The organism is Microvirga sp. 2MCAF38, assembly GCF_052115485.1.
In the GTDB taxonomy this organism is placed as follows: Bacteria; Pseudomonadota; Alphaproteobacteria; order Rhizobiales; family Beijerinckiaceae; genus Microvirga.
Map to the genome: position 1 here is coordinate 23716 of NZ_JBFRGU010000005.1, position 14170 is coordinate 37885.

At 62.5% G+C, this 14170-nt stretch carries 13 protein-coding genes; 9 read left to right on the plus strand and 4 right to left on the minus strand.

Features of this window, described 5'->3' with window-relative positions:
• The first annotated feature begins 43 nt into the window (after positions 1–43).
• The 4 genes from AB4072_RS11705 to AB4072_RS11720 are packed head-to-tail and all read left to right on the plus strand — an operon-like array spanning position 44 to position 3715.
• Entirely contained in the window at positions 44–622 is a 579-nt protein-coding gene (locus tag AB4072_RS11705) for a TetR/AcrR family transcriptional regulator (protein ID WP_441968118.1), read from the plus strand.
• Entirely contained in the window at positions 619–1599 is a 981-nt protein-coding gene (locus AB4072_RS11710; protein ID WP_441968119.1) for an HlyD family secretion protein, read from the plus strand. The genes AB4072_RS11705 and AB4072_RS11710 overlap by 4 nt, the downstream gene beginning before the upstream one ends.
• Positions 1596–2549 (plus strand): ABC transporter ATP-binding protein, encoded by a 954-nt coding sequence (locus AB4072_RS11715; protein ID WP_441968120.1) that lies wholly within the window; start codon positions 1596–1598, stop codon positions 2547–2549. The genes AB4072_RS11710 and AB4072_RS11715 overlap by 4 nt, the downstream gene beginning before the upstream one ends.
• Positions 2546–3715, plus strand: coding sequence for an ABC transporter permease (locus tag AB4072_RS11720; protein ID WP_441968121.1), 1170 nt, complete (start codon positions 2546–2548; stop codon positions 3713–3715). Before AB4072_RS11715 ends, AB4072_RS11720 begins: the two co-directional genes overlap by 4 nt.
• A 46-nt stretch (positions 3716–3761) precedes the next feature.
• Here the strand turns inward: AB4072_RS11720 and AB4072_RS11725 are convergent, their stop codons facing one another.
• Both AB4072_RS11725 and AB4072_RS11730 read right to left on the minus strand, forming a co-directional pair.
• Entirely contained in the window at positions 3762–5270 is a 1509-nt protein-coding gene (locus AB4072_RS11725; protein WP_441968549.1) for an MDR family MFS transporter, read from the minus strand.
• Between the two features lie 92 nt (positions 5271–5362).
• Entirely contained in the window at positions 5363–6313 is a 951-nt protein-coding gene (locus AB4072_RS11730) for a GNAT family N-acetyltransferase (RefSeq protein ID WP_441968122.1), read from the minus strand.
• A 155-nt stretch (positions 6314–6468) separates the two neighbouring features.
• Between AB4072_RS11730 and AB4072_RS11735 the strand changes: the two genes are divergently transcribed.
• The 3 genes from AB4072_RS11735 to AB4072_RS11745 all read left to right on the plus strand — a co-directional run bounded on the left by AB4072_RS11735 (position 6469) and on the right by AB4072_RS11745 (position 9128).
• Positions 6469–7683 (plus strand): winged helix-turn-helix domain-containing protein, encoded by a 1215-nt coding sequence (locus tag AB4072_RS11735; protein WP_441968123.1) that lies wholly within the window; start codon positions 6469–6471, stop codon positions 7681–7683.
• Positions 7684–7833: 150 nt separating this feature from the next.
• Entirely contained in the window at positions 7834–8583 is a 750-nt protein-coding gene (locus AB4072_RS11740) for a phosphatase PAP2 family protein (protein WP_441968124.1), read from the plus strand.
• A gap of 8 nt (positions 8584–8591) precedes the next feature.
• Positions 8592–9128, plus strand: coding sequence for a regulatory protein RecX (locus AB4072_RS11745; RefSeq protein WP_441968125.1), 537 nt, complete (start codon positions 8592–8594; stop codon positions 9126–9128).
• Positions 9129–9253: 125 nt separating this feature from the next.
• On the opposite strand, the gene AB4072_RS11750 is transcribed toward AB4072_RS11745, so the two are convergent.
• Entirely contained in the window at positions 9254–9895 is a 642-nt protein-coding gene (locus tag AB4072_RS11750; protein ID WP_441968126.1) for a DUF1345 domain-containing protein, read from the minus strand.
• A 159-nt stretch (positions 9896–10054) separates the two neighbouring features.
• Between AB4072_RS11750 and AB4072_RS11755 the strand changes: the two genes are divergently transcribed.
• Together AB4072_RS11755 and AB4072_RS11760 are read left to right on the plus strand one after the other, a co-directional pair.
• Entirely contained in the window at positions 10055–10477 is a 423-nt protein-coding gene (locus AB4072_RS11755; protein WP_441968127.1) for an OsmC family protein, read from the plus strand.
• A 204-nt stretch (positions 10478–10681) separates the two neighbouring features.
• Positions 10682–12802: a transglycosylase domain-containing protein gene (locus AB4072_RS11760; RefSeq protein WP_441968128.1), complete on the plus strand. Its 2121-nt coding sequence runs from the start codon at positions 10682–10684 to the stop codon at positions 12800–12802.
• Positions 12803–12958: 156 nt separating this feature from the next.
• On the opposite strand, the gene AB4072_RS11765 is transcribed toward AB4072_RS11760, so the two are convergent.
• Positions 12959–14149: a multidrug effflux MFS transporter gene (locus AB4072_RS11765; protein WP_441968129.1), complete on the minus strand. Its 1191-nt coding sequence runs from the start codon at positions 14147–14149 to the stop codon at positions 12959–12961.
• Positions 14150–14170 lie beyond the last annotated feature (21 nt).

Below are 14170 nucleotides of genomic sequence, written 5' to 3' on the forward strand. Positions count from 1 at the left end.
CCGGGCGCCCGCCCGAAGCGATGAGGATCGGCAGGCGAAATTTTTGCGCATCCTCGATGCGGCTCTCGATGTCTTTTCCGAGAAAGGGTTCGCGCAGAGCCGGCTGGAAGATGTCGCGGCAAGAGCCGGAATCGCCAAGGGGACAATCTATCTTTACGTGCCCTCGAAGCAGGGGTTGTTCGAGGCACTCGTGCGCTCCGGTATCGGCGGCGCCATCGCGGAACTCGAGACACGTCTCGCTGTTCTCGATTCCACCGCCGAGGACCGCCTGCGCGCCCTGCTCCACTTCTTCAACAAGGAAGTGTTGGGCACCCGCCGCCGCAACATCGTGCGGCTCCTGATCGTCGAAGCGGAACGCATTCCGGCGCTGGCCGATTTTTATCACCGCGAAGTGCTCACCCGCGTGCTCAGGCTTTTGCGCGGCATCGCGCAGGAGGCCGTCCGACGCGGCGAGTTCAAATCGGACGAGTTGGTGCGCTTTCCGCAATTGGTCGCCGCGCCCGGCATCGTGGCGCTGATCTGGGGCGATCTGTTCCAGAGGCTGGAACCCATCGACACGGAGGCGATGTTCGAAGCGCATCTGTCGCTTCTGATGAGGGCGCTGAAAGGAGAAGCGGCATGAACCGCAAACTTCTTGCAGCGCTTGCGCTCATTCTCGTCATCGGGGGCGCCGTCACGTGGTGGATTCTGAGCAACGAGAATGAAAGCGAAGTCTTCCAAGGGTACGTGGAAGGCTACTACGTCTATGCCGCACCGGAGACGGGCGGGCGCATTGAAAATCTGACCGTCGATTCCGGTTCGCAGGTCAAGGCCGGGCAGTTCCTGTTCCAGATCGAAGGATCGATGGAACTTGCCCAGCGGGATCAGGCGATAGCGCTGTTGGAGCAGACGAAATCGCAACTGGCCAACCTGGAAGCGGCCCTGCAACGCCCGGAGGAGATCGCCGTTCTGCAGGCACAGGAGCGGCAGGCCCAGGCGCAACTGGTGCTCTCCACGACCGATCTTACGCGGCAGAAGACCTTGCTCGACCGGGGTATTTCGGCGCAAGCGACCTACGATCAGGCCAAGGCCACCAATGACCGGGACAAGGCGGCGCTGGAAGCGGTGCAACGGCAGATTCAGGCGGGACGGATCACCGCCCGCACCGCCGAGATCGCCGCCGCCGAAGCGGCGGTAAAAGCGGCGCAGGCCAATCTCGAACAGGCCGAGACGCGCCTTGCGAAGCTGAAGGTCTACGCCCCCGCCGATGCGCAGGTGCAGGACGTCTATTTCCGCACCGGCGAAGTGCCCAATGCCGGTCAGCCGGTGCTCTCCCTTCTGCCGCCGGCCAACCGGCGCATCCGCTTCTATGTGCCGGAGCCGAAGCTCTCCACCATCGCGCTCGGGCAAGTGGTCGGCGTGACCTGCGACAATTGCCAAAAAGGTCTGACCGCCAAGATCACCTTCATCTCCCACGACGAGGAATACACACCGCCGGTAATCTTCAGCCTGGAGGAGCGCGCCAAGCTCGTATTCCGCGTCGAGGCGACACCCATCGGCGACACCATCTTGCCGGTTGGTCAGCCGGTGAGCGTTGTCCCGCCGGAGAACCGTTCATGAGCGCACAGACGATCGCCAGAGCGCCGGAATCGGACATCGTCATCGACGTGGAAGGCCTGACCAAATCCTTCGGCGGACCACCCGTGGTGAAGAACCTGACCATGCAGGTGCGCAAGGGCCTGATCTACGGCTTTCTCGGCCCCAACGGCAGCGGCAAGACCACGACCTTGCGCATGCTGTGCGGACTTCTCACGCCCGATAGCGGACACGGCACCTGCCTCGGTTACGACATCCGCACCCAGACCGCCGACATCAAGCGCCATGTGGGCTACATGACACAACGCTTCTCGCTCTATGCGGATCTCTCGATCCGCGAGAATCTGGAATTCGTGGCGCGCATCTACAATCTCGACCACCCGCGCAAAGCTGCGCAGGACGCGATCACGCGGCTCGGACTTGAGAACCGGGCCGACCAGCTCGCGGGCGATCTGTCGGGTGGGTGGAAACAGCGCCTCGCGCTCGGCGCCTGTATTCTTCCTCAACCTGAGCTGCTTCTTCTCGACGAGCCGACGGCGGGCGTCGACCCAAAGGCGCGCCGCGATTTCTGGGACGAGATCCACAGGCTCGCTCATGAAGGCCTGACCGTTCTCGTCTCGACCCACTACATGGACGAAGCCGAGCGCTGCCATGAGATCACTTACATCGCTTATGGCGAGATCCTGGCGCACGGTTCCGTCGCGCAGGTCGTCGCCGATGCGCATCTGTCCACTTACATCGTGACCGGGGCGAACCTCGCGGATCTTGCCGATTATCTCAAAACACGCGACGGCGTCGACATGGTGGCGCCCTTCGGCGTCGAGCTGCATGTGAGCGGACGCGACGGCGCGAAGCTCGATGCCGCGACGGCAGAATTGCGCGCCCAAGGCCCGCAGGTTTGGACACGCGGCGAGCCGACGCTCGAGGACGTGTTCATCGATCTGATGAGCCGCACGAAGGACAACTACGCATGAACGGGACAAGCGACGTCGACCGGCGTACGCGGGGCTTTCGCGCCTCGTTCGGCCGGTTGCGCGCGACCTTCATCAAGGAATTCCTGCAATTGCGCCGCGACCGCATCACGTTCGCAACGATGATCTTCATTCCGCTCATGCAGTTGCTGTTGTTCGGCACGGCCATCAACGCCAATCCGCGCCATCTGCCGACAGCGGTGTTGATTCAGGACGACAGTTCCTTTGCGCGTTCCTATCTCGCAGCCATGCGCGCGACCGACTATTTCGACATCAGCATGACGGCTTCAAGCGAGGCGGATCTCGACTATCTCATCCTGTCCGGAAAGGCGCTGTTCGGGGTGCAGATTCCCGCCCATTTCGGGCGCGATCTGATCCGAGGCGACAGACCGGAAATCCTCGTCATCGCGGACGCCACCGATCCCTCCGCGACAGGAAATGCGGTTGCCGCCCTCAACGGCATTTCCGACACGGTTTTCTCCCGCGAACTGACGGGCGCCGCCGCAAATCTCGCGCCGAAACCGCCACCTTTCGACCTGCGCGTTCACCTGCGCTACAACCCCGCCATCGAGACGCGGCTCAACATCGTGCCCGGCCTGATGGGCACGATCCTGACGCTCACCATGCTGATCTTCACCGGCCTCTCCGTGACCCGCGAGATCGAGCGCGGCACCATGGAGAGCCTGCTCGCCATGCCGATCAGGCCCGTGGAAATCATGCTCGGAAAGATCGCGCCCTATGTGGTGGTCGGCGGCCTGCAGATGACGTTGATCCTCACCGCCGCACGGCTTCTGTTCGGTGTTCCCGTCGAGGGCAGCCTTCTTCTTCTGGTCACGCTGACGCTGCTCTTCATTCTCGCCAATTTGTCCGTCGGCTACACCTTCTCGACTATCGCCACGAACCAGTTGCAAGCGATGCAGATGTCGTTCTTCTACTTTCTGCCGAACATGCTTCTGTCGGGCTTCCTGTTCCCATTCAGGGGCATGCCGGTCTGGGCGCAATATTTCGGCGAGTTGCTGCCCCTGACCCATTACCTGCGCATTGTGCGCGGCATCATGCTCAAAGGCACGACCTTCGCCGATTTGCAGATGGATGTTCTGGCGCTCGCCCTGTTCACGCTCGCCGCTATGGCGCTCGCGGTCGCACGGTTCCGGCAGACCTTGGATTAGAGCGTAATCAGAACAAGATCTTGTTTCAATCTGAAACGATCAAACTCTAGTCCGCGATGGCTGCCTCGGCTGCCTTGACCGCGCTGCCCCGCAAAGGACGCTCCTCCATCAAGGCGATGAAGGTGAGCGCGATGGCAAAGCCGATAGCGGCGGCGGCGAAGACCATCTGGAATACGCCCGCGAGATCGATGCCGCTCTTCGCGGCAGCGGAGGCCATATTCTCGAAGTTCGCAACGTCACCCAAACCCGTGCCGCCGAGCACGATGGCTCCGAACAGCGCGACGATGAGCGCGCCGCCGAGCGAGCGGAAGAAGTTGGTCGATCCCGTCGCCGTCCCGAGCTGATGCGGCAACACCGCATTCTGGATCGCAACCGTCGTCACAGGCAAAAGCGTGCCGACGCCGACACTAATGAGGCCGAGGACGAGTTCCACGGCGGCGAGCGGAAGCGTCGCAGCGAAAGCGATCAGAATACCCATGCCGACGAGGGAGAGTGTCAGTCCGGCGAGCGGAAGGCGCTTGTAGTGGGTGAAGCGCGCCATGGTGCGCCCGGACACGGTCGCGCCCATCACCGTGCCGACACCGAGTGGAATCAGGGCAAGGCCAGAATGGCTCGCGGAGAGACCGCGCACGACCTCGAAAAAGATCGGCAGATAGATGGTGAGCCCGATATAGGTGCCCATGCCGAAACAGGCGGAAAGCGTGCCCATCCGCACCACGGGGTTCTTGAGAACATCGGCGGGAATGAGCGGCTCCGGCGCATACTTCATGCGAGCGGCGAACAACACCCACAGCCCCGCCGAGGAGCCGACGAGACCGATGATCGGTGTCGAGAACCAGGGAAACCGCAGACCGCCCCAGCTCAGCGCCAGAAGAAGCGACACGGTCGCGACCACGAGGAGGAAGGCACCCAGAAAATCGAGGCGATGCGGGTGGTCGTGACGCGGCAGTTTCTTCAGGCCGTGATAGGAGATGACGAAGGCGAGGAGGCCGAGCGGCAGGTTGATCCAGAAGATCACCGACCAATGCAGATGTTCGGCAAAAAACCCGCCGAGCACCGGGCCCGCAAGGCTCGCCGTCATGAACACGCTGGCGAAATAAACCTGATAGCGGCCACGCTCCTTGGGCGGGACGAGATCCGCGACGATGGTTTGCGCAAGGGCTATCAGCCCGCCCCCGCCGAGCCCCTGCAAGGCGCGCGCGGCGACTAGCACGAGCATGGTCGGCGCGAGCGCACAGGCGAGAGAACCCACGATGAAGATCGTGATGGCGATGAGAAGCGTGATGCGCCGCCCATGGCTGTCGCTGAACTTGCCGTAGAGCGGTGTCGCCGCCGTGGCCGTGAGAAGATAGGACGTCACGACCCATGGCATATGCTCGAGATCGCCCAGCTCGCGCCCCATGGTCGGCAGCGCCGTCGCGATGATGGTCTGATCGAGCGCTGCGAGAAGCAGGGAGATCATCAATCCGAGAATGATCGATCGGATTTCGGCTTGGTTCAAAGAGGCGGCAGGTCCGCGCTGGGTTCTGGTCGTCGACTGGTCCATCTCATCCATCGCGTCGTGGCGGATTGTCTTTTTAAGAGCGAAGGCGGCTTTGTCCCGAACAATCCGCGCAGGTCTGGTATGCATCCTTCCTGACGAGAGGATCAAGCGGCCTGTTTTCTCCGCACGAATCGCTGTTCCATAACCTCCTCGCCCCACTGCCGCCCCGACCTTTCTTCGGCCAGGGTGAAGCCGGATGCCTCATAGAGACGCCGGGCCGCATCGAGACCTCGAAACGTCCAGAGGTGAGTTTCAGGAAAGCCTTGCCGGTCACAGAAGGCGACAGCCTCGGAAAGCAATTTGCGACCGATACCGCCACCGCGGATTCCATCATCCACGATGAACCACCGAAGATGTGCAACACCAGGCCCCATATCTTCGCCGTCGATGGCAATCATGGCGACGACGCGTCCAGCCTGCATGGCCCGCCAAAGCTGATTGCAAGGGTTGTCCAAGCGACCGGAAAACTCGGCCAGGCCCGCGGCCACGGTCGCTTCGAAGGGACGACCGAAACCGACTGTTCGCGCGTAATAGAGCGCGTGCATCTCGACGCAGCGGGCCAGGACACCCGGCTGATATCCGGTCTCGATTGTCACGGGCAGCAAGTCGTCTTTTGCTGTCGATCTATCCTCCCCCAGGGCTTGCGCATAGAGCCGCAGGCCGTCAACCACGGTCTGGTGCTGCTCGGGGCGCAATCGCCCCAGCGCCTCTGCCACCTGTCGCCGGGCGAAATCATGAATTTCAGCCACCACCACTCGACCTTTGGAGGTCAGGATGAGCTTTTTCGTGCGGCCATCCGGCTCGCCCGGCTCCTCCTTCAACATGCCCGCTTCTATAAGCTTGCGCAGCATTCGGCTGACGCTCGACTTTTCGAGATTGAGAAGATTGGACAACTCGCCGGCCGTGATCGCCTCTTGCGCGCTGATCTCAAGGAGTGCGTGGACCGCCGAAGGCGGCATCTCGGTTCCAGCCAAACCCTCCCGCATGAACCCGAGTTCTCGCACAAGGCGGCGCGATGCCACCCGGATCGATTCGATGGAGGTTACGTCCGCCATTGTACCCGTCTCCGCTTGCTGATTTAGTTGCATGATACAACCAATAACCGAAACATCGTGGCTTCGCAAGGATGTGCCGGTTCCGGCCTCCCGCTGAAGACGCGGTGGAAAACACCCCGCACTTGCGACATCCGGCGACTTGGCGCTAACTGGGCATGTTCTTGATTCGTTTCGCCATGGCCAATCGCACGAAACTCTCCCTCGCCCAAGCCCGGCGCATCGCGCTGGCCGCCCAGGGTCTTCACGAAGGCCGTCCCGGCGCAGCGACATCGCGGCATCTCACCCGGGCGCTGCAAAGGTCGCACCTGTTGCAGATCGATTCGGTCAACGTGCTGGTGCGCGCCCATTACATGCCGCTGTTCTCGCGGCTGGGATCGTATGATCGCGCCCTCCTCGAACAGGCCGCCTACGCGCGAAAGCACCGCAAGACCTTCGAATATTGGGGGCATGAGGCCTCGCTGATCAATCTCGACCTGCATCCCCTGTTCCGCTGGCGCATGGCGCGCGCGGCCAAGGGCGAGGGGATTTATGGCGGCATCGCCCGGTTCGGACAGGAAAAGCGCGCCTTCATCGAGAAAGTCCGCCAGGAAATCGCCGCGCGCGGCCCCATCGGCGCGGGCGAATTGTCGGATGGCGGCAAGGCCAAGGGATCCTGGTGGGGCTGGAGCGACGGCAAGCGCGCGCTGGAATGGCTGTTCTGGGCTGGCGAAGTGACCACCGCCTCGAGGCGCGGATTCGAACGGCTCTACGATCTGCCGGAACGGGTGATCCCGTCATCCATCCTCAACGCGCCGACACCATCCGAGGATGAGGCTCAGCGCCAGTTGCTGCGGCTCTCCATCCAGGCGCTCGGCATCGCCAGCGAGCGCTGCCTGCGCGATTATTTCCGCATCGGGCCAACCATCGCCAAAGCGCGTCTTCCCGAACTCGTGGAGGCGGGCGATCTCGTTCCCGTCACCGTCGAGGGTTGGGACGGCCCGGTTTATCTCGACCCGAACGCCCGCATGCCGCGCAAGGTGGAAGCGCAGGCGCTGGTTTCGCCCTTCGACCCCATCGTCTGGGAGCGCACCCGCACCGAGCGGCTGTTCGACTTCCACTATCGCATCGAAATCTATACCCCCGTGGAGAAACGCGAGTTCGGCTATTACTGCCTGCCGTTCCTTCTCGGCGAAGACATCGTCGCCCGTCTCGACCTGAAGGCGGATCGCGCGACGGGACGCCTGGTCGTCCACTCGATCCACCCGGAACATCACGCCAAGCCCGATGAAATCGCCCCCGCCTTGGGCGACGAATTGCGTCTTATGGCGAAGTGGCTCGATCTCGGCGAGATCAAGACGCCGAAAGCGTGGACGAAAAGACTCGGGCTTTGAAAGCCTTCCCCCAGAGTATCGCGGGATACGGCGCCTCAATTTCACTCTTCCCCACCCGGACGACCCCCCCACCCCGACCCCTCCCCGCAAGGGGGAGGGAGGGCCGAACCACCCTCGCCAGGATCCATCACACAGCCTATTCTCCCCTCCATGAAAACATTCTTCTCGCCCGCCCAGCGTCTCTGGCTGCGGTTTGGTCTCAATGAAATCGGCCCGCTCGTTTCCTTCTTTGGCATCGCACTTTTCGCGCTCGCTTTCGTGTTGATCGCGGACGAAGTCGTGGAAGGTGAAACGCACGCCTTCGACCGCGCGCTCCTTATGGCTCTGCGCAACCCGGCCAATCCGGCCGACCCGCTCGGTCCCGTCTGGCTCGAAGAGGCGGCGCGGGACATGACCGGCCTTGGCGGAACGGCCGTGCTCGGCATCATCACGGTGTCCGCCATCATCGGCTTTCTCATGGCGGGAAAGCGCGGCACGGCCCTTCTCGTGCTGATCGCCGTCGACGGCGGCATGATCCTGTCGAGCCTTCTGAAGAACGGGTTCGACCGGCCGCGTCCCGATCTCGTGCCACATGCCATGGAAGTCTACACGGCAAGTTTTCCGAGCGGCCACGCCATGCTCTCGGCCATCGCCTATCTGACGCTCGGCGCGATTTTCGCGCGGACGCTTCCGCGAAAACGTCTCAAGGCCTTCATCATGAGCCTCGCCGTCTTCCTCACGCTCATCATCGGCGTGAGCCGGGTCTATCTCGGCGTTCACTGGCCGAGTGACGTGTTGGCCGGCTGGAGCGTCGGCGCGGCGTGGGCTTCCTTGTGCTGGTTCGTGACTTTGCAATTGCAACGTCGGGGCCAGGTGGAGCGGCCCGGCGAGCGCGCACCGGAATCCTCGGGCGCCGCCTGACATCAACCATGCCGTTTCAGGACACAACACCCAAAAAGCCGCCGCGCCGGGTCACGGCCGCCTATCTCAAGCGCGCGGCCATGGCCTATCTCGAACGCTATGCCTCATCGGCGGAGAACTTGCGCCGGGTGTTGCGGCGCAAGGTCGAGACGCGCTGTCGCCTGCGCGATGAGGACCCGTCGGAATTCTTCGAGATGGTCGATGAGGTCATCGCGACAAGTCTGCGCATCGGGCTCATCGACGATGCGCGATATGCGGCGGCGCGGGTCGCCACATTGCGCCGTCGCGGCGGCTCTACCCGGGCAATCGGCGCGAAGCTCGCCGCCAAGGGCGTCTCCCGCGCCGTGGTAGCGGACGTGCTTGAGGAAGCCGAAGGCGATGACGAGGCCGCCGCCCATGCCTATGCCCGCCGCCGCAGGCTCGGCCCCTACCGCCCTGGAGAGAGCGCACCTTATAGGGACAAGGACATAGCGGCACTGGCGCGCGCCGGTTTCAGCTTCGCCATCGTCCGTCGGGTGATCGAGAGTGAGCGGGAAGAGGTCTAGAGTTTGATTGTTTCAGATTGAAACAGAATCAAACTCTCGATTCTTTTGATGTCGCATGATCCGGGCGAACAACCGGTTTCCACTTGTTCTGATCAAGCTCTAGAGTCCGATCATGCGCTGAAACATCAGATCAGACCGGCCCCGACATTCACCGCCAGCGCAAGCACGGTGGTGTTGAACAGAAATGCCAGTATCGAATGCCCGAGAGCCAGGCGCCGCATGCGGCGAGAACAAACGATGACGTCCGATGTCTGCGCCGCCGCTCCGAAATTAAAGGCGACATACAGAAAGTCCCAATAGTCCGGCTGTGTCTCCTTCGGGAACTTCAATCCACCGCGTTCGCCGCCATCGCCGTAATATTCATGGGCATAATGAGTGGCGAAGATCGTGTGCACCAGAAGCCATGAGCAAAGGATGGTGGCGATCGCGATCGAAATACGAAACACCTGCTGGCTGGCGCCCGAATCATGAATGCCGTGCAACTCGATGACGATTGCTCCGAGACTCGCCAAGGCGGCGCTGAGCGTCAGAATCAGGACGACGACAGCGCCCACGTCCTCCATGCTTGCCCGTCGCCGCATTTGCTCCGTGGTGGATCGCGCGAACATGACAGCCAACGTCGCAAGATACATGAAGACGCCCGCATCCCAGGTGACTAGCAATCGTGTGTTCACCTGCCAAGTTCGCGGCAGCAGCGCATAGATGATGCCCGCAATCACCATCGAGATGAGAAGGCGCGGGCGCGGGCCAGCGTGGAGCCGGATCATACGGGGTTCCTCGAAAATCGGTTTGAGGCGACGCTATGTCTGAACATGCGAAGAATGATTAATCTGCCAAGGCATTTGGCGGAAGTTATTCCGTTCTCCACTTTCTTTTCATCGCGCAGCCCTAAATGATCGCCTTCAACCGAAGCAGGAGAGACGATCATGGAGCGTAAGGCAAAAGCCGTTTGGCAGGGCAGCGGCAAGGATGGAACCGGCCAGCTCACATCCGATTCCGGCGTCCTGTCCTCAACGCCTTACTCATACAAGACCCGTTTCGAGAACGAGAAGGGCACCAATCCGGAAGAGTTGATCGCAGCCGCCCATGCGGGTTGTTTCACCATGGCGCTCGCCTTCCAGCTTCAGGGCGCGGGCTTCACGCCGACGGAACTGGCGACCGAAGCTGCGGTCTCGCTCGTGCAGGAAGGCCAGGGCTTCAAGATCTCGAAATCAGCCCTCACTCTTCAGGCGAAGGTGCCCGGCATCGACAAGCCCAAATTCGAGGAACTCGCCCGCGCAGCGGAAAAGAACTGTCCGGTCTCGAAGGTACTCAATGCCGAGATCACGATGAATTTTACGCTGACGTAGGGTGAAGGGGCGAGCGGTCGGTCGTTGAGTTGATAGGGACCCGCGTGTTGCGCGATCTCCACGACGAACGACTAACCAACAACCATTCGCCATTCGCCACCCCCCATTCGCCCCTTCGCGCTTAACCGCCCCTTAAACCGCCACAATTACGTTGCTCCACGACCGTGGGGCTATGATACAGGTCCCGTGAAGACGAGGAAGCACGTGGCGAACGGACGCAATCGGCGCGAGCCGGTTTTCGAGACGCCCGCCGCCGATGCGAGAGATGGAGATTTCCGCCTCTCGCCTGAGGACAGGGCCGGGGCACCCATGACACGCAAGCGCGCATCGCGAGACGGCGATGACGAGAAGCCGACGCGCCCTCGCGCGCGGCGCTCGAAAAAGCCGAAGCGCCGTGGCGGTCGCTCCCTTCTGGGCAAGCTCTTCTATGCGGGTGTCGTGCTCGGCCTCTGGTGCCTGATCGCGGTAGGCGGCGTCGTGGCCTATCACGCTTCGAAACTGCCGCCCATCGACCAGCTCACGGTGCCGAAACGCCCCCCGAACATCGCCATCATGGCTGGCGACGGCTCTCTTCTCGCCAATCGCGGCGAGACCGGCGGACGCACGGTTTCGATCAAGGAATTGCCGCCCTACCTGCCGAATGCCTTCGTCGCCATCGAAGACCGACGCTTCTATGACCATTTCGGCGTCGACCCCATCGGCATCGCCCGCGCGATGGTGCGTAACGTAACGTCCCGCGGCAGCATGCAAGGCGGCTCGACGCTGACCCAGCAGCTCGCCAAGAACCTGTTCCTGACCCAGGAACGAACCGCCTCGCGCAAGATTCAGGAGGCGATTCTCGCGCTCTGGCTGGAGCGCAACTACACCAAGAACGAGATTCTCGAACTCTATCTCAACCGCGTCTATTTCGGCTCGGGCGCCTATGGCGTCGAGGCAGCGGCACAGCGCTATTACGGCAAGTCGGCCCGCAACGTATCGCTCGCGGAGGCCGCCGTTCTGGCAGGCCTCGTCCAGGCTCCGTCGCGGCTCGCACCCAATCGCAATCCGAAGGCGGCGCAGGATCGCAGCGAATTGGTCATCGCGGCCATGAACGACCTCGGCTTCATCACGCCGGGCATGACCAAGACCGCGCTCGGCGCGCCCGCTCAGCCGGTCCGCCCCAAGGGTGCGGGTTCGGCCAACTACGCCGCCGATTACGTGATGGACGTGCTCGACGATTTCGTCGGCACCATCGAATCCGACATCGTGGTGTCGACCACCATCGAACCGAGCCTGCAGGGCGCCGCCGAGCGTGTTCTCGTGGAGGAGCTCGACGGCAAGGGCCAGAAGTTCAACGTGAGCCAGGGCGCCTTCGTCGCCATGCAGCCGGACGGCGCGCTCAAAGCCCTGGTCGGCGGGCGGAACTACGAGGCGAGCCAGTTCAACCGCGCGACGGCAGCGCACCGCCAGCCGGGCTCGTCCTTCAAGCCCTTCGTCTACCTCACCGCCATCGAGCGCGGCCTGACCCCCGACACGATCCGGGACGACAGCCCCGTGAGCTATAAGGGCTGGCAACCGGAAAACTACGACCGGGGCTATCGCGGGCCGATGGCGCTTCGCGACGCGTTGGCCTTGTCCCTCAACACCATCGCCGTAAAGCTCAATCTGGAAGTCGGCCCGAAGGCCGTGGTGCAGACGGCGCAGCGACTCGGCATCACCTCGGCCCTGCAGGCCAATCCGTCGCTGGCTCTCGGCACTTCGGAAGTGACGCCGCTCGAACTCGTGACCGCTTATGCGGCCTTCGCCAATGGCGGCGACGGCGTCATTCCCTATGTCATCGCGCAGGTGAAGACGACGGATGGCAAGGTGCTCTATCAGCGTCCGCCCGGTGGCGGTCTCGGTCGCGTCATCGAGCCCAATGCTGTCGCGATGATGAACGAGATGATGCACAACACGTTCGTCATCGGCACCGCGCAAAAGGCGCAGATCCCCGGTTGGACGCTCGCGGGCAAGACCGGCACGACGCAGGATTACAAGGATGCCTGGTTCGTCGGATTCTCGGGCAGCCTCGTAGCGGGCGTCTGGCTCGGTAACGATGACGGCACGTTGACCAAGCGCGTGACCGGCGGCAACCTGCCAACGGAAGTCTGGCACAATTTCATGAAGACGGCGCTCAAGAACCAGCAGCCCGTGCCGCTTCCCGGTCTCGATCGCTTGCCCGGCGATGTGCCGGTTGCAGGCGTTCCGGGCCAGACGATCGCCACCGCCCAACGCGAAAGCGCCTGGATTCCACCGACCCAGAAACGCGGCGAGAAGAATTTCTTCGAGCGGTTGTTCGGGCTTTAGAGCATGATCAGAACAAGTGGAATCCGGTTGTTCGCCCGGATCATGCGGCATCAAAGAATCGAGAGTTTGATTGTTTCAATCTGAAACGATCAAACTCTAGAGCATGATCCGGACGGGTTTGATGATGCCATGTCGAACGTCAGGACATATGCCGTTCTAATCCCTGGTACGTGCTCTCGCCGTCGAGGCGAAAAGGATCAGGGCCAGGGATCCCGTCATGGCGATAGCGAGCGGCAGCGGCAGGGCGGAACCGCCGAGAAACCGTCCGAGCCCGACTCCCAAAAACGCTGCGAAAGTCATCTGGCAGATCCCGAGGAGTGAGGAGGCCGCGCCCGCGCGATCCGGGAAAGGCATCATCGCGCAAGCCATGGCCTGCGGCATGGTGAGGCCGACGCCAATTCCATAGATCGCCATCGGCGCGCTCACCGCGAGCGATGAAGGCACGCCGAATCCGACGAGGGTCAGCATCACGATACCCCCGGCGGCAAGGCAGATCACACCGAGCCTGATAGTGCCGTCGAGGCCGCGCCGTCCAATGAGACGCTGCGCAAGTATCGTGCCGAGAATATAACCCATCACCACGAAGCCGAAGGAAAAGGCATACGGCAATTCGCTCAGGCCGTAGACACCCTGCAACACGAAGGACGAGCCGGAGATGAAGGCGAAGAGCCCGCCATAGGCGAACATGGAAAGGCCGACATAGACCCGGTAGCCGCGATGTTTCAGAAGCTGCGCGAAGCCGCGCAGCATGGCAGGCACCGAGAGTGCCGACGAGGAACGGACGCGAATGGTCTCGGGCATGCGCAACGCGACGACACCAGCCAACGCAAGGCCGCAGAAAATCGTGAGGACGAAGGAGGCGCGCCACCCGAAGGCGATTCCGATAACACCGCCGAGCACCGGCGCGATGGCCGGGACCACACCCATGATCATGCCCATGCGCGAGAGTTCCCGGCCCGCGCGGGCGCCATCGTAAAGATCGCGCACGATGGCGCGCCCGAGAACGATGGGACCGGACGCCCCGAGGGCCTGCAGGAAGCGGGCGGCGATCAGGGTCTCGATAGAAGGCGCTACAGCGCAGGCCGCGCTTGCCAGAGTGAAAAGCCCAAGCCCGAACAACAGAACGGGCTTGCGCCCGATCCGATCGGAAATCGGCCCATAGAAGAACTGTCCTGCCGCAAAGCCGAGGAGAAAAGTGGAGAGGGTCAGCTGAACTTGCGCATCCGTCGCCTGCAAGGCGCTCCCGATCGCCGGCAGGGATGGCAGGTACATGTCCGTGGACAACGGACCAAGCGCGGTCAGAAGCGCCAGAACGGCAGTGAGCGCGAGAGTATCGGGCTTGAGCATCAGGAACCGGAAAGGAGGACC

Bases quoted from the DNA above. Each gene is read 5' to 3' on its own strand.
- AB4072_RS11710 (WP_441968119.1), top strand. From the start codon at position 619: ATGAACCGCAAACTTCTTGCAGCGCTTGCGCTCATTCTCGTCATCGGG.
- AB4072_RS11750 (WP_441968126.1), bottom strand. From the start codon at position 9,895: ATGATCCGGCTCCACGCTGGCCCGCGCCCGCGCCTTCTCATCTCGATG.
- AB4072_RS11745 (WP_441968125.1), top strand. From the start codon at position 8,592: ATGCCGTTTCAGGACACAACACCCAAAAAGCCGCCGCGCCGGGTCACG.
- AB4072_RS11715 (WP_441968120.1), top strand. From the start codon at position 1,596: ATGAGCGCACAGACGATCGCCAGAGCGCCGGAATCGGACATCGTCATC.
- AB4072_RS11725 (WP_441968549.1), bottom strand. From the start codon at position 5,270: ATGGATGAGATGGACCAGTCGACGACCAGAACCCAGCGCGGACCTGCC.
- AB4072_RS11720 (WP_441968121.1), top strand. From the start codon at position 2,546: ATGAACGGGACAAGCGACGTCGACCGGCGTACGCGGGGCTTTCGCGCC.
- AB4072_RS11740 (WP_441968124.1), top strand. From the start codon at position 7,834: ATGAAAACATTCTTCTCGCCCGCCCAGCGTCTCTGGCTGCGGTTTGGT.
- AB4072_RS11730 (WP_441968122.1), bottom strand. From the start codon at position 6,313: ATGGCGGACGTAACCTCCATCGAATCGATCCGGGTGGCATCGCGCCGC.
- AB4072_RS11755 (WP_441968127.1), top strand. From the start codon at position 10,055: ATGGAGCGTAAGGCAAAAGCCGTTTGGCAGGGCAGCGGCAAGGATGGA.
- AB4072_RS11735 (WP_441968123.1), top strand. From the start codon at position 6,469: ATGTTCTTGATTCGTTTCGCCATGGCCAATCGCACGAAACTCTCCCTC.
- AB4072_RS11765 (WP_441968129.1), bottom strand. From the start codon at position 14,149: ATGCTCAAGCCCGATACTCTCGCGCTCACTGCCGTTCTGGCGCTTCTG.